General features: G+C 63.3%; 14 protein-coding genes and 1 pseudogene. 3 read left to right on the top strand and 12 right to left on the bottom strand.

Annotated elements, in window-relative coordinates:
- Window positions 1–263 precede the first annotated feature (263 nt).
- Both GYA95_RS28425 and GYA95_RS28420 read left to right on the top strand, forming a co-directional pair.
- Window positions 264–1,304 (top strand): annotated as a pseudogene (locus GYA95_RS28425) (methyl-accepting chemotaxis protein); the annotation flags it as partial.
- Between the two features lie 9 nt (window positions 1,305–1,313).
- Entirely contained in the window at window positions 1,314–2,207 is an 894-nt protein-coding gene (locus tag GYA95_RS28420) for a methyl-accepting chemotaxis protein (RefSeq protein ID WP_371807312.1), read from the top strand.
- A gap of 134 nt (window positions 2,208–2,341) precedes the next feature.
- On the opposite strand, the gene GYA95_RS25520 is transcribed toward GYA95_RS28420, so the two are convergent.
- The 7 genes from GYA95_RS25520 to pip all read right to left on the bottom strand — a co-directional run bounded on the left by GYA95_RS25520 (window position 2,342) and on the right by pip (window position 11,139).
- Entirely contained in the window at window positions 2,342–3,076 is a 735-nt protein-coding gene (locus tag GYA95_RS25520) for an amino acid ABC transporter ATP-binding protein (RefSeq protein WP_013974550.1), read from the bottom strand.
- Window positions 3,069–4,031 carry an amino acid ABC transporter permease gene (locus GYA95_RS25515; RefSeq protein WP_015272097.1) on the bottom strand — a complete coding sequence of 321 codons (963 nt, stop codon included), beginning with the start codon at window positions 4,029–4,031 and terminating at the stop codon, window positions 3,069–3,071. Before GYA95_RS25515 ends, GYA95_RS25520 begins: the two co-directional genes overlap by 8 nt.
- 78 nt (window positions 4,032–4,109) lie before the next feature.
- The gene (locus tag GYA95_RS25510; RefSeq protein WP_024087841.1) at window positions 4,110–4,907 is read right to left on the bottom strand and encodes a transporter substrate-binding domain-containing protein; all 798 of its coding nucleotides are present in this window, start codon (window positions 4,905–4,907) and stop codon (window positions 4,110–4,112) included.
- 275 nt (window positions 4,908–5,182) lie between these two features.
- Complete coding sequence (mdoH, locus tag GYA95_RS25505) at window positions 5,183–7,756, bottom strand: glucans biosynthesis glucosyltransferase MdoH (protein ID WP_015272099.1); 2,574 nt, start codon at window positions 7,754–7,756, stop codon at window positions 5,183–5,185.
- On the bottom strand, window positions 7,749–9,470 hold the full coding sequence (locus GYA95_RS25500) for a glucan biosynthesis protein G (protein ID WP_015272100.1): 1,722 nt from the start codon (window positions 9,468–9,470) through the stop codon (window positions 7,749–7,751). Before GYA95_RS25500 ends, mdoH begins: the two co-directional genes overlap by 8 nt.
- Before the next feature lie 263 nt (window positions 9,471–9,733).
- Window positions 9,734–10,171 carry a D-aminoacyl-tRNA deacylase gene (dtd, locus tag GYA95_RS25495; protein ID WP_013974555.1) on the bottom strand — a complete coding sequence of 146 codons (438 nt, stop codon included), beginning with the start codon at window positions 10,169–10,171 and terminating at the stop codon, window positions 9,734–9,736.
- Window positions 10,168–11,139 (bottom strand): prolyl aminopeptidase, encoded by a 972-nt coding sequence (pip, locus tag GYA95_RS25490; protein ID WP_013974556.1) that lies wholly within the window; start codon window positions 11,137–11,139, stop codon window positions 10,168–10,170. Before pip ends, dtd begins: the two co-directional genes overlap by 4 nt.
- A gap of 170 nt (window positions 11,140–11,309) precedes the next feature.
- Between pip and GYA95_RS25485 the strand changes: the two genes are divergently transcribed.
- Entirely contained in the window at window positions 11,310–16,835 is a 5,526-nt protein-coding gene (locus GYA95_RS25485; protein WP_226989593.1) for a dermonecrotic toxin domain-containing protein, read from the top strand.
- A 59-nt stretch (window positions 16,836–16,894) separates the two neighbouring features.
- Here the strand turns inward: GYA95_RS25485 and hutG are convergent, their stop codons facing one another.
- The 5 genes from hutG to hutU all read right to left on the bottom strand — a co-directional run bounded on the left by hutG (window position 16,895) and on the right by hutU (window position 23,805).
- On the bottom strand, window positions 16,895–17,698 hold the full coding sequence (gene hutG / locus GYA95_RS25480) for an N-formylglutamate deformylase (RefSeq protein ID WP_015272102.1): 804 nt from the start codon (window positions 17,696–17,698) through the stop codon (window positions 16,895–16,897).
- A gap of 10 nt (window positions 17,699–17,708) precedes the next feature.
- A complete protein-coding gene (gene hutI / locus GYA95_RS25475) occupies window positions 17,709–18,914 on the bottom strand; it encodes an imidazolonepropionase (RefSeq protein WP_015272103.1) in 1,206 nt (401 codons plus the stop codon).
- 16 nt (window positions 18,915–18,930) lie between these two features.
- On the bottom strand, window positions 18,931–20,334 hold the full coding sequence (locus GYA95_RS25470; protein ID WP_015272104.1) for an amino acid permease: 1,404 nt from the start codon (window positions 20,332–20,334) through the stop codon (window positions 18,931–18,933).
- 157 nt (window positions 20,335–20,491) lie between these two features.
- Entirely contained in the window at window positions 20,492–22,024 is a 1,533-nt protein-coding gene (hutH, locus tag GYA95_RS25465; RefSeq protein WP_015272105.1) for a histidine ammonia-lyase, read from the bottom strand.
- Between the two features lie 107 nt (window positions 22,025–22,131).
- Entirely contained in the window at window positions 22,132–23,805 is a 1,674-nt protein-coding gene (hutU, locus tag GYA95_RS25460) for a urocanate hydratase (RefSeq protein ID WP_015272106.1), read from the bottom strand.
- Window positions 23,806–24,018: the final 213 nt, after the last annotated feature.

Genomic DNA, 24,018 nt, shown 5'->3' with positions numbered 1-24,018 from the left:
GCTGATGTGTAGGTCACCTGTACTGGCCTCTTCGCGGGTAAACCCGCTCCCACAGGTACCGCACAGTTCTCAAAATCTGTGCAGTACCTGTGGGAGCGGGTTTACCCGCGAAGAGGCCGGCGCAGGTGGAGTATTCCTACCTGTTGAAGTGAAATTTCCTACCTGATTATCAGGTCAAGTCCTACAGCTCCGCTGCCGATTGGCAAAGGTGTGATGCCAGCAATGCGCCTGCATCCTCGCCCCCAATCGCACGGAGATTCCTCATGCTCGGCTACCTCAACCGCAAGCTCGGCAACATCAGTGTCGCAGCCAAGCTCGCCCTCGGCTTTGCCGTAGTCCTGCTGCTTACCCTGGCCACCACCGTCAGTGGCTGGCGTGCACTGGATGACGCCATTGTGCGCTCGCAGCAACTCAGCGAAATCGGCCTGATCAACGACCTGACCAAAGACTTGCGCGCAGAGCGCATCACTTACCGCGTACTCAACGACAATGCCAGCAGAACGCGGATAGCCAACATTCTCGACCAGCTCAACAGCATGCTGAGCACCTTGCAACAACGTAGCAGCGTGGATGAATCCCGGCAGATGCTGACCGAAAAGCTGGCGTTGCTGCAGCGCCTGCGCGGCGATTTCAGCGCGCTGGAGAATACTGTTGCCAAGCGTATCGCCCTGCGCCAGGCCATGCAGGCCCATGAGCAGAAGCTCACCGAAGTAATCGACGATCTCCAGACCCAGGCCTTGCTGAGGATGCCTGCCGACAGCCAGCAAAGCGGTGTGCTGGGGCTGATGGACACGCTTGGCCGACATATCGACGGTGCCAACCAGCAGAGCCTGATTCCGGCCTATACCTTCTCCCCTGTGGAAAGCTTCGCCAAGGTCGGCGACACCTCCCTGGATGCCGCCGCCAGCAGCCTTGCGCAACTGCTCAAAGGCCTTGCTCCACTTGGCTTGCCCCATGCGCTCACCCAGCAGCCCGGCGAGCAGCTGGCCAAGTACCGCGCCAGCCTGGATGAGTATCGTCGGGCTGCGGTGCGTGTCGAACAGCTGCAAAACAACATGGAGAACATGGGCAACGAGCTGCGCGCGGTAAGCCTGGAACTTGGCAAACGCAAGATCGAGCAGCGCGACAGGGAAGCCCTTGAGGCCCGCTCGCTGCTGACCACTGTAGCCCTGCTGGCGTTGGTCGTAGGCGTCGTGGCCGGCTGGCTGATCACCCTGCAGATCACCCAACCTTTGCGCCAGACCCTGGCCGTGGCCGGGCGCATCGCCAAGGGCGACCTGAGCCAGGTCGAACCGGTGCAACGCCGCGACGAGATGGGCCAGTTGCAAACCAGCATGCGCGAAATGACCTTGAGCCTGCGCGAGCTGATCGGTGGCATCGACCAGGGCGTCAGCCACCTGTCACAGGCCGCCACACAGCTGGCGGCCAGCAGCGAAGACACCAAGCTGCGCATCAACCAGCAACGCGAGGAAACCGACCAGGTGGCCACGGCCATGAACCAGATGAGCGCCACCGTGCAGGAAGTGGCGCAGAACGCTGAACAGGCCTCGCTGGCGGCGACCAACGCCGACCAGCAGGCGCAGATCGGCGACCAGGTGGTGGCCGAAGCCATTGGCCGTATCGAACAGCTGGCCGGGCAGATGGACCATTGTCTGGCGGCCATGCAGCACCTGGCGGGCGAGAGCCAGCGCATTGGCAGCATCCTCGATGTGATCAAGTCAGTGTCCGAGCAGACCAACCTGCTGGCCCTGAACGCGGCGATCGAAGCGGCACGGGCGGGTGAAGCCGGGCGTGGTTTTGCCGTGGTGGCCGATGAAGTGCGCGGTCTGGCCCAGCGTACCTCGACGGCGACCGAGGAAATCGGCCAACTGATCGACAGCCTGCACAACGGCACCGACGAAGTGACCCGCCTGCTGGACAACAGCAAGAGCCTGACCGAGCAGAGCGTGGAGCTGAGTCGCAAGGCAGGCCAGGCCCTGAGCCAGATAACTGACACCGTGTCGAACATCCAGGGCATGAACCAGCAGATCGCCACGGCCAGCGAAGAGCAGAGCGTGGTCGCCGAGCAGATCAATCGCAGTGTGCTGAATGTGCGCGATGTGTCGGATCAGACCAGTGCGGCCAGTGAGCAGACGGCGGCGTCGAGCGGGGAACTGGAGCAATTGGGGCAGCAGTTGCGGGGGATGGTGGGGCGGTTCAGCATTTGAGATTGCGGGGGGCTGCTTTGCAGCCCATTCGCCGGCAAGCCAGCTCCCACAGGGACCGTACAGTTCTCAGTACCTGTGGCACTCCTGTGGGAGCCGGCTTGCCGGCGATTGGGGCGCAAAGCGCCCCCCTTCGGTTAAAGCACCTGGCGCAGGAACGCCTGCGCGCGCGGGTCTTTCGGCGAGGCGAAGAACGCGGCCGGGGCCGAATCTTCCAGCAGCTTGCCATGATCGAAGAACAGCACGCGGTCCGCCACTTCACGGGCAAAGCCCATTTCGTGGGTAACGCAGACCATGGTCATGCCTTCCTGGGCCAGGGTCTTCATCACGTCCAGCACCTCGCCGACCATTTCCGGGTCAAGCGCCGAGGTTGGCTCGTCGAACAGCATCACTTTCGGGTCCATGGCCAGGGCCCGGGCGATCGCCACCCGCTGCTGCTGGCCACCGGACAGGCGCGACGGGTATTCGTTGGCTTTCTGCGCAATGCCTACCTTCTCCAGCAGCGCCCGGGCCTTGGCTTCGCGGTCGGCCTTGTTGCGCTTGCGCACCACCTTCTGCGCCAGGCACAGGTTCTCCAGCACGGTCATGTGCGGGAACAGGTTGAAGTGCTGGAACACCATGCCGACTTCGCGGCGGTAGGCGTTGATGTCGGTCTTCGGGTCGGCCAGTTGCAGGCCGTCGATGGCCACATGGCCTTCGTCGAAATGCTCCAGGCCGTTGAGGCAGCGCAGGAAGGTCGATTTGCCCGAGCCCGACGGGCCGAGCACCACCACCACCTCGCCCTTGGCGACCTGGGTGGTGACGTTATCCACAGCCCGTACCACGTGGCCACGGGTGTCGAAGACTTTAAGCAGGTCACGGACTTCAATCACTTTGCGCAAGCCTCCGCTCGAGCCGGCTGGCCAGGTGCGACAGCGGCAGGTTGATCAGCAGGTACAGGCCTGCCACGCAGAACCAGATCTCGAAGGTCGAGAACGAGGTGGTAATGGCCTCGCGGCCGCTCTTGGTCAGTTCGGTGATGGCGATCACCGAGACCAGCGAGGTGTCCTTGACCAGGCTGATGAACTGGCCGGCCAAAGGCGGCAGCACGCGCTTGAAGGCCTGCGGCAGGATGACGTGGCGCATCGACTGGCCCGCGTTCAGGCCCAGCGAGCGGGCTGCTTCGTTCTGGCCCTTGGCAATGGACTGCACGCCGGCACGAACGATTTCGGCCACGTAGGCGCCAGTGAACAACGCCAGTGCGGCCACCCCGGCAAACTCGCGGGACAGGTTGAGCACGGTACCGATGAAGAAGTAGAAGATGAAAATCTGTACCAGCAGCGGTGTACCGCGCACCAGCTCGACGTACACCGTCGACAGGTCCCGCAGCGTAGGGTTGCTGGACAGGCGGCAGAGGCCAGCGAACAGGCCGATCAATAGCCCCAGGGCACCGGACACCACAGAAATCCAAAGCGTGGTCCACAGGCCCCAGGCCAGCGGGCCGGCCGCCCAGTGGCGGGTGACGCCAATCTGGTCGCCTTCGGAAACGTCGTCGCCACGGGCCAGCTGCAGGCTGTCCTTGTCTACATCGAGCACCTGCTCGGCACCGCTCTCATCTTTCAGCGTGACACGGGCATTGTCGCCAGAGATGACGATGTCCTGCACGGTGCCGTAACCGGCGGCGCGCTGTGCTTCCTCGGCCTTGTAGGCGAAGTACTGCGGGACGCGGTTCCAACGCCACTCGTAGGAAATCATCGAGGTGGCCATGTACAGGCTGAACGCCAGGCCCACCAGGACCAGAGCAGTCAAACCGTGCCAGGGCCACTGGGCTTTCTTGTGTTTGATCACGTGGGGTACTTCCGTAAATGCAAACGCGCAGGGTTTGCCTGCGCGTCGGGGTCATAAAGCCGGCTTGTGGCCTGGGCCTTATTCCATTTCCTTCAGCCAGTCCTTGTTCTTGAACCACTTGTCGTGAATACGATCGTAGGTCCCGTCATGCTTGATCTGGTGCAGGAAGTTGTTGATGAAGTTTATGCTGTCGTAGTCGCCTTTCTTCAGGCCGAAGGCCAGCGGCTCGTAGGTGAAGGGTTCTTCGAGGAACAGCAGCTTGCCGGCACCGGCCTTGTCCACTGCCACCACGTTGTACGGCGCGTCGTAGACGAAGGCGTCAGCCTTGCCGTTGACTACGTCCATCACCGCTTCCTGCTCGTTGTCGTAGCCGTGGTACTTGGCCTTGGCGATCAGCTTCTTGGAAACCATTTCGCCGGTGGTGCCGAGCTTGGAGGTGATGCGGTACTTCTCGTTGTTCAGGTCCTTGTACGACTTGATCTCGCCCGCCAGTTCCTTGCGGATCAGCAGGGTCTGGCCGACCACGATGAAGGGTTCGCTGAAGTTCAGGCGCAGGTTGCGTTCCTGGGTCAGGGTCATGCCGCTGCCGATCATGTCGAACTTGTCGGTCAGCAGGGCCGGGATGATGCCGTCATAGGCCGTGGATACCGGCTCGAACTTGACGCCCATGGACTTGGCCATGGCCTTGAGGATATCGACTTCGAAGCCGATGATCTCGCCACGCTTGTTGGTCATCTGGAACGGCATGTAGGTCGGGTCCATGCCCACCCGCAGGGTGCCGCGCTTGACCGCGTCATCGATCGCGCCCGCCTGGGCTGCCGTCACGGCGACCAGGGCGGTGACACCGACCAGCAGTCGCGAAAGGTATTTCTTGATCATCACCAAGTCCCCTAGCAAGAAAAGTAGCGAATCTTATTGTTGGCATGGCCGTGGCGGCCGATGCGTCATATCGGAGAGGGATGCTAACGCATGGCGGCTCGGGGACCTAGAGCCGGGGGGGACTTTGTTGGCCAAAATCCATCATGCAGGGACATTGCTAGCGAGGGCTTTGCCCTCGTTTCGCGACACAAGGCCGCTCCTACAGGGGCATGCATTCCCTTGTAGGAGCGGCCTTGTGTCGCGATAGGGCCGCAAAGCGGCCCCTGGGCCGATCAGGCGCCGACGAGTGCCGGTTGGCCTTCATTCTCCGGATGCAACGGCAACAGCGGCGAATGCGGGTCGTTCTTGATCGACGCACGCCACACGTCGATCCACGCCGCATTGTGCTCGGCCCAGACCTGCTCGTGCAGGCGGGTCAGCGCCACCGGGTCGCTGAGCAGGGCCAGGCGGGTATTGAGATCCAGCCCTTTCGGCCCTACCTCCATCGCCTTGGCCACGCGCTCGGCGCGCAATGCCTCGATCGGCGCTGCCTGACCATGACGGGCAGTGGCCATGGCACAGGCCAGGGCGTTCTGCCGCGGGTCGACCACAGCCCGCACGAAGCCGTCATGCAGGGCATGCCAGCGGTTTTCGTGGGTGTACTGGTCGGTGGCCAGCAGTTCTTGCGGGGTGGCATATTCCTCGGGGATGAGGAACAGCTTCTCGTCCTTGGCGGCAAGGCCCAGGCGGGTGCGGCTGGAGATCACCGAAACCGGGATCGACAGCACCAGCGAACCAACGATTGGCGCCAGCCACCACAGGAAGCTCGGGTTCAGCCAGGCGACCAGCGCCGCCCAGGCGATGCCCAGCAGGGTCTGCGGGCCGTGGCGGCGCACCGCTTCACTCCACGGCGTGGAGTCGTCGTCACGCTGCGGCGAGTTCCAGGTCGCGGCCCAGCCGAGGAACGCGGCCAGCACGAAGCGGGTGTGGAAGATCATGCGCACCGGTGCCAGCAGCATGGAGAACAGCATCTCCATCAGCATCGACAGGGTGACCTTGATGCGCCCGCCAAACTCGGTCGCGCCCTTGGCCCAGATCAGAATGACGCTGAGCAGCTTGGGCAGGAACAGCAGCACGATGGTGGTGGAGAACAGCGCCACGGCCTTCTCCGGGTGCCACTGCGGCCACAGCGGGTAGAGCTGGTACGGCTCGATGAAGTACTGCGGCTCCATCAGCGTGTTGGTGGCCAGCAGCGCGGTCGACAGCACCAGGAACAGGAACCACAGCGGCGCCGACAGGTACGACATCACACCGGTGAGAAACACCGCACGGTGCACCGGGTGCATGCCCTTGACCAGGAACAGGCGGAAGTTCATCAGGTTGCCGTGGCACCAGCGGCGGTCGCGCTTGAGCTCATCGAGCAGGTTCGGCGGCAGTTCTTCGTAGCTGCCCGGCAGGTCGTAGGCAATCCACACGCCCCAGCCGGCACGGCGCATCAGCGCGGCTTCGACGAAGTCGTGGGAGAGGATTGCACCGGCGAACGCACCCTTGCCCGGCAATGGCGCCAGGGCGCAGTGCTCGATGAACGGCTTCATGCGGATGATCGCGTTGTGGCCCCAGTAGTGCGACTCGCCCAGCTGCCAGAAGTGCAGGCCGGCGGTGAACAGCGGGCCGTACACGCGGGTGGCGAACTGCTGCAGGCGCGCATACAGGGTGTCCATGCCCGAGGCCTTCGGCCCGGTCTGGATGATGCCGGCGTCCGGGTTGGCCTCCATCAGGCGCACCAGGCTGCTCAGGCACTCGCCGCTCATGACGCTGTCGGCGTCGAGTACGACCATGTACTTGTATTCGCCGCCCCAACGACGGCAGAAGTCGTCGAGGTTGCCACTCTTGCGCTTCACTCGGCGCCGACGACGGCGGTAGAAGATGCGGCCGAAGCCTTTGGTTTCGCGGCACACGTCCAGCCAGGCCTGTTGCTCGGCAACGGCGATGTCGGTGTCGTTGGTGTCGCTGAGCACGAAGAAGTCGAAGCGATCGAGGTTGCCGCTGGCGGCCACCGACTCGAACGTTGCGCGCAGGCCGGCGAACACGCGCGGCACGTCTTCGTTGCAGATCGGCATCACCAGCGCGGTACGCGCCTCGGGCGCGATCGGCTCGTTGCCTGCACTGCTACCCGAAATCTTGTACTTGTCGCGCCCGGTGAGCAGCTCGAGGAAGCCCATCAGCGCAGTCCAGAAGCCCGCCGATACCCAGCAGAACAGGATGCCGAAGAGAACCAGGATGGACGTCTGCAAGGCATACGGCCAAACCTGCACCACGGTGTCCCACAGCGGCTGGTTGACGACTTCGTCAAAGTCCACGAACGACCAGCCCTGGTACGGCAGGATGCCCTTCATGTACCAGCCGGCAACGATGGTCTGGCCGATCATCAGCGCCAGCAGGATGTAACGGCGGATCGAACCGACCGTACGCCAGCGGGCTGGCGGCAGCTCGCGCTTGGGCGGCTGCGGGGCGTTGGTGCGGCCGGTCATGCGCCGCCAAATGCGGATCAGCACGTTGGTACGCCATGGCTCGGGAACGACCTTGGTGCGCTTGATCGGCGGGGCGATCTTCAGGCACAGGCGGCCGCTGCCGTCGACACCAAGCATTTCGGCGTCTTCCAGCTCGGCGGCGCTGCCTACGGTCAGGCGCGGGCCCACCGAGGCCTGCACGGCCTCGGTAGAGCTGGCGGCCGGGTTGGCCGCCAGGCGTTGGTGCAGCTCACTGAATGACGTGCAGCTGGCGAGTTCCGCCCGTTGCTCGTCGCTCAGTGGTAGGTGGGCCAGGTACTCGCGAAGCGATTCCGGCCTTGCGCTTGAGTTACTCATCGGCAGGCAACTGATAGCTCCAGGTCTCGGTCAGCACCTTCTCGGTGGTGGCCGGGGTCCCGTTGGTGGGCGCCGCATCGGCGGCAGGTTGTTCGGCCTTGGCGGCTTTCTCGGCCTTGGCTTGCTTGGCTGCAGCCTTGTCCTGCTTGGCGTCCTTGGCAGGCTTGGCGGCTTCGACCGGCACGTCACGCACAAGCGCGGCACGCATTTCGGTCGATTTGTTGGCTTCCTTGACCTTCAAACGCAGGGTCAGGCGCCAGCCCTTGGTCTCAGGGTTATAGCGCAGGTTGTTCTCGACCACCTCGGCGTTGTCGCCCACGCTGATCTGGCTGCGCACGGCGGTGTCTTCCGGCAGGGCGGCCAGCGCCGGGCCGGCGAAGTCGACCAGGAAGGCCACGCTGCCGTCTGGCTGGCGGATCAGGTTGGATTGCTTGACGTCGCCGGTGGAACGCAGGGTCTGCTTGACCCAGCCCAGCTCGGGAGCCTGGAACTTCGGCTCGTCGATGGTCCAGTGCAGGCGGTACGCGTACTCGAATGGCTTGCCTGGCTCAGGCAGCTTTTCCGGGCTCCAGAAGGCCACGATGTTGTCATTGGTCTCGTCGGCAGTCGGGATTTCGACCAGGTCGACGGTGCCCTTGCCCCAGTCCCCCTTCGGCTCGATCCAGGCGCTCGGGCGCTTCTGGTAGTTGTCGTCGAGGTCTTCGTAGTCGCTGAAGGCGCGCTGGCGCTGCATCAGGCCGAAACCACGCGGGTTCTCGACGCTGAAGTTGCTCACGGCCAGGTGTTTCGGGTTGTTCAGCGGGCGCCACAGCCATTCGCCGTTGCCGGCATGGATCGACAGGCCTTCGGAGTCGTGCAGGGCCGGACGGTAGTTGAGGACCTTGGACGGCTGGTTGGGGCCGAACAGGTACATGCTGGTCAGCGGGGCAATGCCCAGGCGGCTGACATGGTCACGCAGGAACACGCGGGACTGCACGTCGACCACGGTATCGTTGCCTGGGCGCAGGGTCAGCTTGTAGGCGCCGGTGGAACGCGGCGAGTCCAGCAGGGCGTAAATGACCAGGTGCTTGTCGGCCGGCTTGGGCTTCTCGACCCAGAACTCGGTGAAGCGCGGGAACTCCTCACCCGACGGCAGTGCGGTGTCGATGGCCAGGCCACGGGCCGACAGGCCATATACATGGCCCTTGCCGACCACGCGGAAGTAGCTGGCGCCAAGCAGGGTCATGATCTCGTCCTGCTTGTCGGCCTTGTTGATCGGGTACAGCACGCGGAAACCGGCGTAACCCAGGTTCTTGGTGGTTTCCGGGTCGTGTGGCACGTCACCGAACTCGAAACGGCTCGGGTCGTACTTGATTTCCTCGACCTTGGTGGCGGTGACCTCGTTGATCTTCACCGGGGTATCGAAGTGCATGCCCTGGTGATAGAACGACAGCTTGAACGGGGTCTTGTCCTTGGCCCACTCGGCCTTTTCCTGCAGGAAATGAATCTTCTGGTAGTCCGCGAACTTCATGTCGCGGAATACGGCCGGCAGGTTGCTTTTCGGTGCTTCGTACTTCTGGCCGGCCAGATCCTTTGCCTTGGCTGCAACATCGTCAAGATTGAATGCCCACAGCTGGCCCGCGCTCATCAGGCCGACCAGTGCAACACTGGCCATCAGGGCCTTGCGCAGCCCGGTACCGGGGATTCTTGATGCTTTTTGGGGACTAACAATCACGAGCAACCCTCGCCGAAAACAGATCATGAAACCAACGGCCAGCGACAAATGCCGGGTTGGCGAGCACTGTTCGGACCCCGTGAGGGCGTAATGATTCCCCAAACGGATCCAGACAATACTCGAGTCAGAGTGAAACGAACCTGCGAACGCAGGTCCATGCAGCGCGCGATTATCCAGCAGGTCGCGTGACAACGCATCAGGCTGGAACAACTATTTATCGTACAAAACCCCTTGTTTTCCTGTGAACAAGGGGTTTTTTAACCTCATATTTGTAACATAAATGTTACGGGGCCATCATTGACCAGGTGCACCTGCATGTCTGCGCCAAATTGCCCGCTTGCCACATCGGCGTGCCGGGCCTTCGCCTGCTGCAAAAGATAGTCGAACAACTCGGCGCCAAGGGCCGGTGGCGCTGCCGTCGAGAAGCTCGGGCGCATGCCGTTGCGGGTGTCTGCCGCCAGGGTGAACTGCGACACCAGCAACAAACCTCCCCCCACATCCTTGAGCGACAGGTTCATCTTGCCCTGCTCGTCGCTGAACACCCGGTAGTTCAACAGCTTGTGCAACAGTTTGTCGGCCTGCTCACGGGAATCTTCAGGCTCGACGGCCACCAGCACCAGCAAACCCTGGTCGATGGCACCGACCACCTCCCCTGCTACCTCCACCCGTGCACCGCGCACGCGCTGCAGCAGGCCCCTCATGCTTCTTCCAGGGGCAGGTCGAGCAGGCGCCGGGCCATCTGGTCGGCGGCACGCACCAGGGCATCGGTGATACCCGGCTCGGAAGCCGCGTGGCCAGCGTCACGGATCACCTTGAGCTCGCTGTTGGGCCAGGCCTGGTGCAGCGCCCAGGCGTTGTCCAGCGGGCAGATCACATCATAGCGGCCATGCACGATCACGGCCGGCAGGTGGGCGATCTTCGGCAGATCGCGGATCAGCTGGTCCGGCTCGAGGAAGGCGTTGTTCATGAAGTAGTGGCATTCGATACGGGCGATCGACAGTGCACGCTGCGGCTCGGAGAAGCGGTCGACCACCAGCGGGTTGGGACGCAAGGTGGCGGTACGGCCTTCCCAGGTGGACCACGCCTTGGCCGCGTGCATCTGGGCGATCTGGTCGTTGCCGGTCAGGCGCTTGTGGAAGGCCGTGACCAGGTCACCGCGCTCCTCCGGCGGGATTGGCGCGATGTAGTCCTGCCAGTAATCGGGGAACAGGCGGCTGGCGCCTTCCTGGTAGAACCACTGGATCTCCTGGGGCCTGCACAGGAATATGCCGCGCAGGATCAGGCCATGCACCCGCTCGGGGTGGGTCTGGGCGTAGGCCAGGGCCAGGGTGGAGCCCCACGAGCCGCCGAACAGCACCCACTTGTCGATGCCAAGGTGCTCGCGGATGCGCTCAAGGTCCTCGACCAGGTGCCAGGTGGTGTTGTTCTCCAGGCTTGCGTGCGGCGTGGAGCGGCCACAGCCGCGCTGGTCGAAGGTGATGATGCGGTACAGGGTCGGGTCGAAGTAGCAGCGGCTCTGGGCGTCGCAACCGGCGCCCGGGCCGCCGTGGATGAATACCACCGGCAGACCTTCTGGCGAGCCGCTTTCGTCGACATACAGCACATGCGGCGCTTCCACGGCCAGATCGTGCCGGGCGTAGGGTTTGATCTGCGGGTACAGGGTCTGCATTGCGCACTCCGTGTGAGGATTATTCGGCCGTGGGCCATCATAAACCTGAATTGCGCTTTGAGCACTGCCCGCGCTGATGCCGCCGCACCTCGAGGGCACATATATCTACCTCCAGCAGCTCAGACAGGCCCGCGATAGTCCCTCGCCCCAAATCAAGCAAGGGCTTCGCCATGCCAACTGCAGTCACTGCCGTACCTAGTGTTCATTACGCCACCATCGAGCGCAGAATCCCCACCTGGCTCAAGCAGGCTCCGCCAGAAACCCAGAGCGCGATGCGCAACTGGCATCAAGCCCCTGCCTGGCTGGCGACGGCACTCCAGCAACAACCGGAAGTCGCCAAGGCATGGCAGGAAGAGCACGCACGTCACCGCGAGCACCAGGTGCAGGTGCACAAGCTGTTCGAAAAGCTTCCAACCCTGGAAGCGTACGCCACCAAGACACTCACCGAAGCCATCAAGCAGCGATTCAGGCTTGACCTGGACGTGCGCAACACCTACCTCGTCGATGCCCGCCAGATCGAAACGACCAATGCCATCGACAACCGCCAGGCGGTCGACCGGGCTACACGCTCGCTGCTGCACTGCGCCTTGCACAACTTCGACCAGGATGCCGCTGCCGAGCATGGCATGGACGCGCCCGCCTCCCTGCTCAAGAGGTCGGTCATAGTCGATCACCGGCGCTTCATGGGCACCGTGCCGATCAACAATGCACTGGATATCGCCGCCGAAGACTTCGCCGATTTGTGTCGTACGCTGGATATCGGCGGCAAATACCATCAACAGGTACATGCCATCTACTATCCAGCGGCCACGCCGCCACTCGGCGCGGATGAAGCCGCACTGGCCGTTTATGAAACACTGGGGCGTGCGGAGGTCTCGGCATTCCGGCAATCCCTGCATTTCGCCCGCCTCAAGGGGGATATCAGCGAGGCGCTATATTCCGCCGCTCTTGCCACGCCACTTGACCAGGCGCCATCGCCCTCTTCGCCGGTGACGTTCAGCCTGCTCAACTTGTGGGAAGCCGAGCTGACCGGCGTTGTGCTCATCACCCTGCAAGCTGAAGAGCATCAGGCAGTGGCGCTGTACATCCCCGAAGACAGCACAACGCCCCTCAAGGAATTCGCCAGCCAGGAAGCCATGAACGAAGAGTTGCGCGACAGGCTCCAGGCCGATATCGGATACCTGGACAAGCACCTCGCCGACCGCGACAAGGCGCCGATAACCACCCGCCTGAAGGACCGGCTCATGCCCCTCGCCTGGAGTGTCCGCGGCTTGCATGAACGTGTTCCGGACCCGCACGCCACCCTGTATCCGGTCATGAAGCCTTTCAGCCACGCCTTCCAAGGCGTGATGGCTTTCCAGAAGGTCCAGCGTCATGAAAAGGATGTGCTGTTCCACGCCACGCCAACCGAAATCGTCGACCGGCGCACCGCCCAAGCGCACCGAGAGCTGATTGCCGGCCGTGTGCTCACGGCCTTGAACATCGCCGGCTTCTTCGTGCCGGGGCTTGGCGAGGCAATGCTTGCTGTTTGCCTGGCCCAGCTGGCCCATGAGGTGTATGAAGGGATCGACGCCTGGGAAAACGACGAGCGTGATACTGCCTATGGCTATCTGGTCGATGTGATCGAAAACGTGGCCATCATGGCCGCCCTCAGCGCAGCAGCCAAAGATTTGAGAGGCTTGCACGGCAGCGAAACCGGCACCTCGCTGGAAGGGCCGGAGATTGAAGAGCCAGAGGATGAGGAGCCAGGGATAACCCGTATTCCGGTAGAAACGCCTTCATTCATCGAAGAACTGGAAGACGTGGAAACATCCGACGGTCAGACGCGGTTGTGGAAACCCGACCTCACGCCCTACCAGAGTCACGAGACGCTGCCCCATGACCTGGTACCGGACGAACTGGGCCTACGGCATCACCAAGGCAAACGCTGGCTGGTACTGCAGGGCAATCAGTACATCGTCAGCCAAACGCCAACGACTGGCGAATATCGTTTGCAACACCCTGCAAGTCCTCGCCGTTACCAGCCGCCAGTGCGGCACAACGGTGCCGGAGCATGGTTGCACGTTACGGATAAGCCACTGAGTTGGTCGGGCATGACACTCCTGCGCCGCATCGGCCACTTGAGTGGGCACTTCGACGAGCCGACGCTGCAACGGATTATCGCCGTCAGCGGCGTACACGAAGACGAGCTCCGCCGGGCCCTGGCCGAAAGCCAGCGGCTGCCGGCCTTGCTGGAAGACACCCTGCAACGCTTCAAGCTGGACGAAACGGTCCGCCAGCTGGCGGACGAGAGCACTCGGCCCGCTGAGTTTGCCAGGGCCTACGCCGGCCTTTCGCACGACCTGGCGCCGGGTGCCGAGGCCATCCAGAGGGCGTATCCGAAATTGCCATCAGCAGTCGCCAATGAGCTGGCACGCGAGGCCAGTGCCCTCGAACTGCAGATGCTCGACAGTGGCAAGGTACCACTGCGCCTTGGCGAGGAGGCCCGCGTCTACCAGCAACAAATTCGCCTTGCCCGCACCTGCGAAGGGCTGTACCTGTCCAGCGTGCCGAGCTGGGATAGCGACCTGTTGATCATGCATACGCTCGAACGCTTGCCAGGCTGGCCTGCACAGACCAGGCTCCGGCTGCTCCAGCGCATGTCCTGGCCAACCCAAGATCATGCCATTGGCACGCCGGGCACCCGCCCATACACGACCATCACCCATGCCCCGGCAGGGTACATCGTCCACGACGAAAGCCTGCCCAGTGCGGCGGTCAAGGTGTACCCAAGCCTTTACGCTGCATTGTACGAGGCACTGCCCGCGGCGATGGCGAGCATGGACGTCACCGATCAGCAAGCGCTGCAGCGCCTTGTACAGGAAAGCCCGTTACTACCCCGCCCAGCCCTGAGGGCGCTGCTGGGCATGCAGCCCGTACGCCCCGGCTACCGTTCTCCCATGCGTCTGGCCGATGGTCGCCTGGGCTACCCACTCAGTGGCGGCGGCCCGGCCACCCACGGCATCACCCGTCAGCGCCTGCTCGAAGCTATCGAAGCCACAGGGCTCGCCACACGCACCGGCCGCTCGGCAGATCAGATTCTGCTGGCACTTGCCAGCCGCGGCCGTACACAGCTGCAGATATTCGAGCATTTGCAGACGCTGGTGGAGCAACGCAACGAGCTGCAAAGCAGCCTGGACGATTGGAGCGAAGCCATTTCGCCGGCAAGCGACCAGGCAGCCCACGACTACGACAGCCTGCGTGACTCGATCATGCAACATTGGTACGAGACTGCGCTGGAGGAGAGTGCAGAGCCCACGACCGAACTGCGTATCGCCCGCGTCCCACTTGCCGACGTACCCCTCACCTTGCCCGCTTTTTTCAACACACGCGTGCGCAGCCTGAGCCTGATCGACCTACCGTCAGGATCGCTGGCGGGCTGGGCGCAAAACGAGCGCCTGCTGCAGCGCCTGCTCAGGCAGATGCCGCAGATCGAGTCGCTGGAAATCAGCCGTGCGTTTGACCCCAGGGCAACGCCCTCGCCCTTCCTGTTCAGCGTGCCCACCATCACCGAGTGCCTGCCAGCGTTGCAACGACTGGTGCTCACCAACCAGAACATGACGCTCTCCGAAAGCGACCTGAACCTGCTGTCAGGGCTTCGCCAATTGAGATATCTGGACCTGAGTGGTAACCGGCTGGCGCAGAGCAACAGGCCAAGTTTCCATGAATTGACCCTGGACTACCTGGGCCTGGACCAGATGCAGCTGGCCCAATGGCCGATCGGGATTGGCAGCGACGCCCTGGCGCGCATTTCCCATCTGTCGTTGCGCCACAACAATCTCAGGTCGTTGCCCTCGTTCCTGCTTCATGAAGCGGACATGCTGACCACCCCACCGGTGATCTCGCTGGAAGGCAACAGCATCAATGAATCTCACCTGCAGCGATTGTTGCTGAACGAGCGCGTCGACACCTCGGGCATCACCACGGACCAGCCAGAAGCACTATCCGAACAACTCGCACGCATTCGCGATGAGCGACGACAGATGCGCGATGCGATCGATGGCTGGGCCCAGGCATCCAGTTCGAGCAACCCATTGACCCAAGCCGCGCTAGCAGACAGGCAACGTATCGCGTCAGCGATCGGTCAATTCTGGGAACAACAGGAGCAGGGCCAGTCCTACCTGCGCCTGCAACTTGAGGACGTGGCTATCGAACATTTCCCCAGGCGGCTTCCAGCGTTCTTCGGCGCCCGCGTACGCGCACTCAGCCTGACGCGGTTGCGAGGCAGCGCCTCACAGCTCGATGAACTACTCAGCCGGTTCCCTAACATCAGCCGGTTGACCATCGATGAGCACCAGGCCGCCATGCCCTCGCTGGCATCCGCTCTGGCTCGCCTTCCCCAGCTCACCTTCCTGGAGTTTCGCAACATGGGCCTTGAGGTCGATCAGGCCATGCTCGACATTTTCGCAGGGCTGCGAAACCTGACGTCGCTGGACCTGTCGGGCAACCGCATGGGCAGCATCGACCGGGTGCCCGCATCGCTGGCCAGCAACCTGCAGTCACTCGCATTGACCAACATGAACCTGCAAGCCTGGCCCAACTGGTGTGACAGTTTGCTGCCACTGGAACTTCTCGACCTGAGCTCGAACAACATCACCCAGTTGCCCGAGCACATCCTGTCGAACCTGAACAATCCCATGCCGATCTCGTCGATCGCCTTGTTCGACAACCCGTTGCCTCTTGAAACCATCCTGCGGGTACGCACGTTCTCGGACAGCCAGCACAGCTATTCCTTTGCCCTGGATATCCCCGACGACCTGATGTTCTTCGATACTTCCAGCGAAGGATCTCTCGACCACCCTCACTTCCCACTGCTCGGCGATGATACGCCCAGGCTGGAGGACTGGATGCTGGGTAACGAGGCACAGAATGCAGCATTGCGGGAGTGTTGGGAGCAGCTTGAAGGCAGCGATCTGTTGCGTCTGACAGGCCGTCTGCACAATGCCGCTCCGTACGTTGACCCGAATACGCGAACCACCTTCTGCGAACGGGTACGCATCATGCTGGTGGTGGCTGCAAGCAACGAAACCGAACGCCCGATCATGGAGAGCATCGCCGCTGCGGCATTGCCCGACCCGGCAACCGGCTCGCAGACCTGCCACGATGGAGCGCTGCAGGAGTTCAACAATATTGAACTGTATCTGATGAGCCAACGCCTGTTGATCGACGCCGGCGACTCCCTCCAAGCACTGCGTCGTCGCCTGTTGCAACTTTTCCGGGTCGAACAGCTGGAGCTGATGGCCAACCAACGGACTGGCACGGGTGACCGGGTATCGGTACGCCTGGCCTACCGACGGGAACTGGCCAAGGAACTGGACCTGCCGATCGCCGACAGCATGCGTTTTCGAGGTGCTGCAAACCTGGCGCGCGATGAGCTATCCAGCGTGCTGGAGAAGGTCCGGAAAAGTGAACTGAGCGATGCACTGGTCGATTACATGCTGGCGAATACGGATTGGACCACGCGTCTGCGAGCCGAATTTGCCGACCGATTCGCCGAAATAGAAGCACGTTTCCGCCTGCGGGTGCTTGAGCTGGCAAGCAAGGACCACTCGCTTCAGGACGAGTTGAACTTGCAGCAAGGCCTGCAAGATGACAAGGATCAGGAAGAGAGGGAGCTACTGCGCGAACTCACCATCAAGCAAATCAACAACAACTGAGCAGTAGTGACTGGCGACGCGAACAACCTGCATCGCGTCGCCATTCTCACCGGTGAACTTCACCGCCCGTAACGCGCCTGGCCCCAGTCCAGCAGCGCCTGCAGAAGCTGCTTCAACACCTCCTGTGTCGGTCGTGCCAGGTTTTCGCGGTAATCGAACGGCTCGGCTTCTTCCATATAGGTGCTCTGCGCCAGTTCCAGCTGCACCGCATGGATGTGGTTGGCCGGATCACCGTAATACCGGGTGATATGCCCGCCCTTGAAGCGGCCATTGAGCACGTGGCTGTAGCCTTGGGCCTGGGCACAGACCTCTTTCAGCTGTTCGGCCAGAGCCGGGTCGCAACTGGCGCCGTTGAAGGTACCCAGGTTGAAATCCGGCAGCTTGCCGTCGAACAGGTGCGGGATCAGCGAACGGATCGAATGGGCGTCCCACAGCAGGGCGTAGCCGAATTGCTCGCGCAGCCGTGCCAGCTCACGACGAATCGTGTCGTGGTAGGGGCGCCAGATCTGCTCCAGATACTGCTTGCGCTCCTCGCCTGTCGGCACCAGCCCGTCCTTGAACAATGGCTCGCCATCGAAGAGTGTGGCCGGGTACAGGCCAGTAGTGGCGCCGACGTAAAGTGGTTTGTCGTCATCCGGCCGGTTCAGGTCGATGACGAAACGCGAATACTCCGCGGCTACGACACTGGCGCCCATCTCGCGGGCAAAGTCATACAGCCGCGGAATATGCCAGTCGGTGTCCGGCAGGCTGCGCGCCTGCTCGACCAGGCCGTCTCGAACAGCCGGCGACAGTTTCAGGCCGGCGTGGGGCATGCTGATCAGCAGCGGCAGGCGCCCCTGGTGAAAACTCAGTACCTTGTCCATCGTGCCTCACTCAATTGGAAATTTCGTGGCCCTTGCGCACTACGCGCTTGGGCAGGTCGCCGCCCAGCCAATAGGCCAGGTCGGCGGGGCGTTCGATCTGCCAGGCGACGAAGTCGGCAACCTTGCCCACTTCCAGCGAGCCATGGCTGTCGCCCAGGCCCAGCGCCGTTGCAGCGTGCACGGTGACACCGGCCAGTGCCTCTTCCGGCGTCATGCGGAAACATGTGCAGCCCATGTTCAGCATCAGCCGAAGCGACAACCCTGGCGAGGTGCCGGGATTGAGGTCGCTGGCCAGGGCGATCTTCACACCGTGGCGGCGCAGGGCGTCCATCGGCGGCAGCTGGGTTTCGCGCAGGAAGTAGAACGCGCCCGGCAGCAGCACGGCGACCGTGCCGGCTTTTGCCATGGCAATGGCGTCTTCCTCGGTCATGAACTCCAGGTGGTCGGCCGACAGCGCCTGGTAGCGCGCCGCCAGGCTGGAACCGTGCAGCGACGACAACTGTTCGGCGTGCAGCTTGACCGGCAGGCCCAGTTCGCGCGCCTTGATGAACAGCCGCTCGACCTGGGCCGGGGAGAACGCCAGGTGTTCGCAGAAGGCATCCACTGCGTCCACCAGGCCTTCGGCGGCCAGGGCCGGCAGCATTTCATCGCAGATGTGCGCGATGTAGTCATCAGCCCGGCCGACGTATTCCGGCGGCAAGGCATGGGCTGCCAGACAGGTGGCGCGCACCGCCAGAGGCAACTCGTCGGTTAGGCGCCGGGCCACACGCAGCATCTTGCGCTCGTTGGCCAGGTCCAGGCCGTAGCCGGACTTGATCTCGATGGTGGTCACGCCATCGCGCATCAGCGCCTGGACCCGCTGGCGAGCACTGGCGAACAGCTCGTCCTCGCTGGCCGCGCGGGTGGCCCGCACGGTGCTGGCGATGCCACCGCCCTGTGCGGCGATTTCGGCATAGCTCACGCCCTGCAGGCGCTGCTCGAACTCGCCGCTGCGGTTGCCACCGAACACCGCGTGGGTGTGGCAGTCGATCAGCCCGGGGGTAACCCAGGCGCCGCCCAGGTCCACCGTACGTTCGGCCTCGACCGACGCCAGCTCGACGCGCGGGCCGATCCACTCGATCAGCCCGGCGTTGGTGACAATGGCCGCGTCCTCAATGGCCGAGTAACGGCCCTCGGCCATGGTTGCCACATGGCAGTGCTGCCAGACGGTTCTCATACATCGACTCCTTTACTTAGCGGTGCAGCTCGGCCGGTTCCGCTACTGGCTTGCCCTGCCCTGCGCGCGGCTTGCACCACAGCAGGTAGGACGCCACCAGGAACACCACCCAGACCACGCCGACGAGCAGTGCCGCCTGGGTATCCGGGAAGTAACCGAGCACGCCAAAGATGAACACCATGAACGCAATGGCCATGGCTGGGCCGTATGGCCAGAATGGTACCGGGAACTGCAGCTGGGCCACTTGTTCACGGCTCATGCTGCGGCGCATGGCCACCTGGGTGAGCAGGATCATCAGCCACACCCAGACGGTAGCGAAGGTGGCGATCGAGGCGATCAGCAGGAACACGTTCTCCGGGATCAGGTAGTTGAGCAGCACGCCGATCAGCAGCGCAGCACCCATCACCACAACGGTCATCCACGGCACGCCGTGCTTCGACAGCTTGCTGAAGCCGCGCGGCGCGTGGCCTTGCTGGGCCAGGCCGTACATCATGCGGCCGGCGCCGAAGATGTCGCTGTTGATGGCCGAGATCGCGGCAGAAATCACCACGATGTTCAGCACCGCGGCGGCAGAGCCGATGCCCAGGTTACTGAAGATTTGCACGAACGGGCTGCCCTGGCTGCCAATCTGCGGCCATGGGAACAGGCACATCAGCACGAACAGGGTGAGCACGTAGAACAGCAGGATGCGCAGCGGCACGGCGTTGATCGCCTTGGGGATGACCCGCTGCGGGTCCTTGGCCTCACCGGCGGTCACGCCGATGATCTCGATGCCGCCGAACGCGAACATCACCACGGCAAAGGAAGCGATCAGGCCACCCACGCCATTGGGCATGAAGCCGCCGTGGTCGAACAGGTTGCTGACACCCACGGCCTGCCCGGAGCCTACCTGGCTGAAGCCGAAGGCCATGATGCCGAGGCCGGCCAGGATCATCGCCACGATGGCGCCGACCTTGAGCAGCGACAGCCAGAATTCCATTTCGCCGAAGACCTTGACGTTGCACAGGTTGAGGCCGCCGATCAGGAAGACGATGCCCAGCACCCAGATCCAGCGGGCCACTTCCGGGAACCAGAAGCCCATGTAGATACCGAAGGCGGTGACGTCGGCGATGGCGACGATGACCATCTCGAAGGCGTAGGTCCAGCCGAGGATGAAGCCGGCCATGGGGCCGAGGTAGGTGCTGGCGTAGTGGCCGAACGAGCCGGCGACCGGGTTGTGCACAGCCATTTCGCCGAGGGCGCGCATGACCATGAACACGGCGGCGCCGCCGATCAGGTAGGCCAGCAGCACGGCCGGGCCGGCCATCTGGATGGCCGAGGCGGAGCCGTAGAACAGGCCGGTGCCGATGGCGGAACCGAGGGCCATGAAGCGGATGTGGCGGGCACTTAGCCCGCGTTTTAGACCTTGAGCTTGTTGCATGTCACGTCCTTAAATTGTTTTTGTGGTCGTGAGATCGAGGGGGGCTGCCTTGCAGCCCAATCGCCGGCAAGCCAGCTCCCACAGAGATGGTGTGTCGCATCTCCATCTGTGGGAGCCGGCTTGCCGGCGATGGGCCGCACAGCGGCCCCTGGGAGCATTACAGGCTTGGCAGCACACCAGCCGGCAGCAGGCCGGTCAGGCGCCCCTTGGCCAACAGTTCCACGGCCTTCTCGATGTCGGGCGCGAAGAAGCGGTCACGGTCGTAGTGCGGCACTTCGCTGCGCAGCGCCTGGCGCGCCTGCTCCAGCTTGGCCGAGGTCTTCAGGCCCTTGCGCAGGTCCAGGCCCTGGCAGGCGCCCAGCCATTCGATGGCCAGCACGCCGCGGGTGTTTTCAGCCATTTCCCACAGGCGCTTGCCGGCAGCCGGGGCCATCGACACGTGGTCTTCCTGGTTGGCCGAGGTCGGCAGGCTGTCGACACTGTGCGGGTGCGACAGGGCCTTGTTCTCGCTGGCCAGGGCAGCAGCGGTGACCTGGGCGATCATGAAGCCCGAGTTGACCCCACCGTTTTCCACCAGGAACGGCGGCAGCTGGGACATGTGCTTGTCCATCATCAGCGAGATACGGCGCTCGCTGAGCGAACCGATTTCAGCGATGGCCAGGGCGATGTTGTCGGCGGCCATGGCCACCGGCTCGGCGTGGAAGTTACCGCCGGAAATCACGTCACCTTCGGCAGCGAACACGAGCGGGTTGTCCGACACGGCGTTGGCTTCGATGCCCAGTACCTCGGCGGCCTGGCGCAGCTGGGTCAGGCAGGCGCCCATGACCTGAGGCTGGCAGCGCAGCGAGTACGGGTCCTGGACCTTGTCGCAGTTCTTGTGCGACAGCGACACTTCGCTGGAGTCGCCCAGCAGGTCACGGAAGCAGGCAGCAGTGTCGATCTGGCCGCGCTGGCCACGCACTTCGTGAATGCGCGCATCGAATGGCGAGCGCGAGCCCAGTGCGGCTTCGACGCTCAGGCCGCCGCAGGCGATGGCAGCGGCGTACAGGTCTTCGCCCTGGAACAGGCCACGCAGGGCATAGGCGGTGGACGCCTGGGTGCCGTTGAGCAGGGCCAAACCCTCCTTGGCGGCCAGGGTCAGCGGCTCGAGGCCGGCCACGGCCAGGGCTTCGGTGGCTGGCAGCCACTGGCCCTTGTAGCGGGCCTTGCCTTCACCCAGCAGCACCAGCGACATGTGCGCCAGCGGGGCGAGGTCGCCGGAAGCGCCCACCGAACCCTTCAGCGGGATGTGCGGATAGACTTCGGCGTTGACCAGGGCGATCAGCGCGTCGATGACTTTGCGACGGATGCCGGAGAAGCCACGGCTGAGGCTGTTGATCTTCAGCACCATGATCAGCCGCACCAGGTCGTCATCCAGCGGCGCGCCGACACCGGCGGCGTGGGACAGCACCAGCGAACGCTGCAGGTTTTCCAGGTCGTGGCTGGCGATGCGGGTCGAGGCCAGCAGGCCGAAACCGGTGTTGATGCCGTAGGCGGTACGGTCTTCGGCGATGATCTGCTCGACGCAGGCAACGCTGGCGTCGATGGCTGGCGCGGCGCTGGCGTCCAGTTGCAAGCGCACGGGCGCCGCATGGATGGAGCGCAGTTGGGCCAGGGTCAGGGTGCCGGGCTTGAGGGTCAATTCGGTCACTTCACTACTCCAATCGCGTGGAGCCGCAGGCCCGTTTGTAAGTGCCTGCGTGCTCCTTCTTGTTGTTCAGTATCACCCCTTGTGGGGTGCGATCCAAAGCGTGGCGATCAGCCAGTGATCATCGGCAGGTCCAGGCCCTGCTCCTTGGCGCAGTCGATGGCGATGTCGTAACCGGCATCGGCATGACGCATCACACCGGTCCCTGGGTCGTTGGTCAGCACGCGAGCGATACGCTCGGCGGCTTCATCGGTACCGTCGCAGACGATGACCATGCCAGAGTGCTGGGAGAAGCCCATGCCCACGCCACCACCGTGGTGCAGCGAAACCCAGGTAGCACCGCCGGCGGTGTTCAGCAGGGCGTTGAGCAGCGGCCAGTCGGAGACAGCGTCGGAACCGTCGCGCATGGCTTCGGTTTCACGGTTGGGGCTGGACACCGAACCGGAGTCCAGGTGGTCACGACCGATCACGATCGGTGCCGACAGCTCGCCGCTGCGTACCATTTCGTTGAACGCCAGGCCCAGCTTGGCGCGCAGGCCCAGACCAACCCAGCAGATACGTGCCGGCAGGCCCTGGAAGCTGATGCGCTCGCGAGCCATGTCCAGCCAGCGGTGCAGGTGGGCGTCGTCGGGGATCAGTTCCTTGACCTTGGCGTCGGTCTTGTAGATGTCTTCGGCATCACCGGACAGCGCCGCCCAGCGGAACGGGCCGATGCCACGGCAGAACAGCGGGCGGATGTAGGCCGGCACGAAGCCCGGGAAGTCGAAGGCATTGGCCACGCCTTCTTCCTTGGCCATCTGGCGGATGTTGTTGCCATAGTCGAAGGTCGGGACACCCTGCTTCTGGAAATCGAGCATGGCTTGCACGTGCACGGCCATCGACTGCTTGGCGGCCTTGACCACTGCAGCCGGTTCGGTCTGTGCGCGGTCGCGGTACTGTTCCCAGGTCCAGCCGGCTGGCAGGTAACCGTTCAGCGGGTCGTGGGCGCTGGTCTGGTCGGTGACCATGTCCGGGCGCACGCCACGCTTGACCAGCTCTGGCAGGATTTCGGCAGCGTTGCCGTGCAGGGCGATGGAGATGGCCTTGCCTTCGGCGGTGTACTTGGCAATGCGTGCCAGGGCGTCGTCGAGGTCAGTGGCCTGCTCGTCGACGTAGCGGGTTTCCAGACGGAAGTCGATGCGGCTCTGCTGGCATTCGATGTTCAGCGAGCAGGCACCGGCCAGGGTGGCGGCCAGTGGCTGGGCGCCGCCCATGCCGCCCAGGCCGGCGGTCAGTACCCACTTGCCTTTCAGGCTGCCGCCGTAATGCTGGCGACCGGCTTCGACGAAGGTTTCGTAGGTGCCCTGGACGATGCCCTGGCTGCCGATGTAGATCCAGCTGCCGGCGGTCATCTGGCCGTACATGGCCAGGCCCTTGGCGTCCAGTTCGTTGAAGTGTTCCCAGTTGGCCCAGTGCGGCACCAGGTTGGAGTTGGCAATCAGTACGCGCGGGGCGTTGCTGTGGGTCTTGAACACGCCGACCGGCTTGCCCGACTGCACCAGCAGGGTTTCGTCGTCTTCCAGGCGGGTCAGGGTCTCGACGATCTTGTCGTAGCACGCCCAGTTACGGGCAGCGCGGCCGATACCGCCGTACACCACCAGTTCCTTCGGGTTTTCCGCGACCTGTGGATCGAGGTTGTTCATCAGCATGCGCAGTGGCGCTTCGGTCAGCCAGCTTTTGGCAGTCAGCTTGTTGCCACGTGGGGCACGGATTTCAACGTCACGGTATTTGTTGTTGTCGGTCACGGGAAAGGTCCTCTGCGGTCGTCCGCGGGCGGGTATGTCGTGGTAGATATACAAACACACCTTTACTTGTATGTACAAGCATGGACAACCAAAATAATTGGACCTTTCCGCTGAATGGCAAAAGAAATGGGGCCGCTGCGCGGCCCTTCGCGGGCTTGCCCGCTCCCACAGAGAGCTCCACTGCCTTCAAGGCGTGCGCTGTACCTGTGGGAG

Source organism: Pseudomonas asiatica, from assembly GCF_009932335.1.
In the GTDB taxonomy this organism is placed as follows: Bacteria; Pseudomonadota; Gammaproteobacteria; order Pseudomonadales; family Pseudomonadaceae; genus Aquipseudomonas; species Aquipseudomonas asiatica.
The sequence above is the reverse complement of the archived record's forward strand: the minus strand, read 5'-3'. Positions and strand labels throughout refer to the sequence as shown.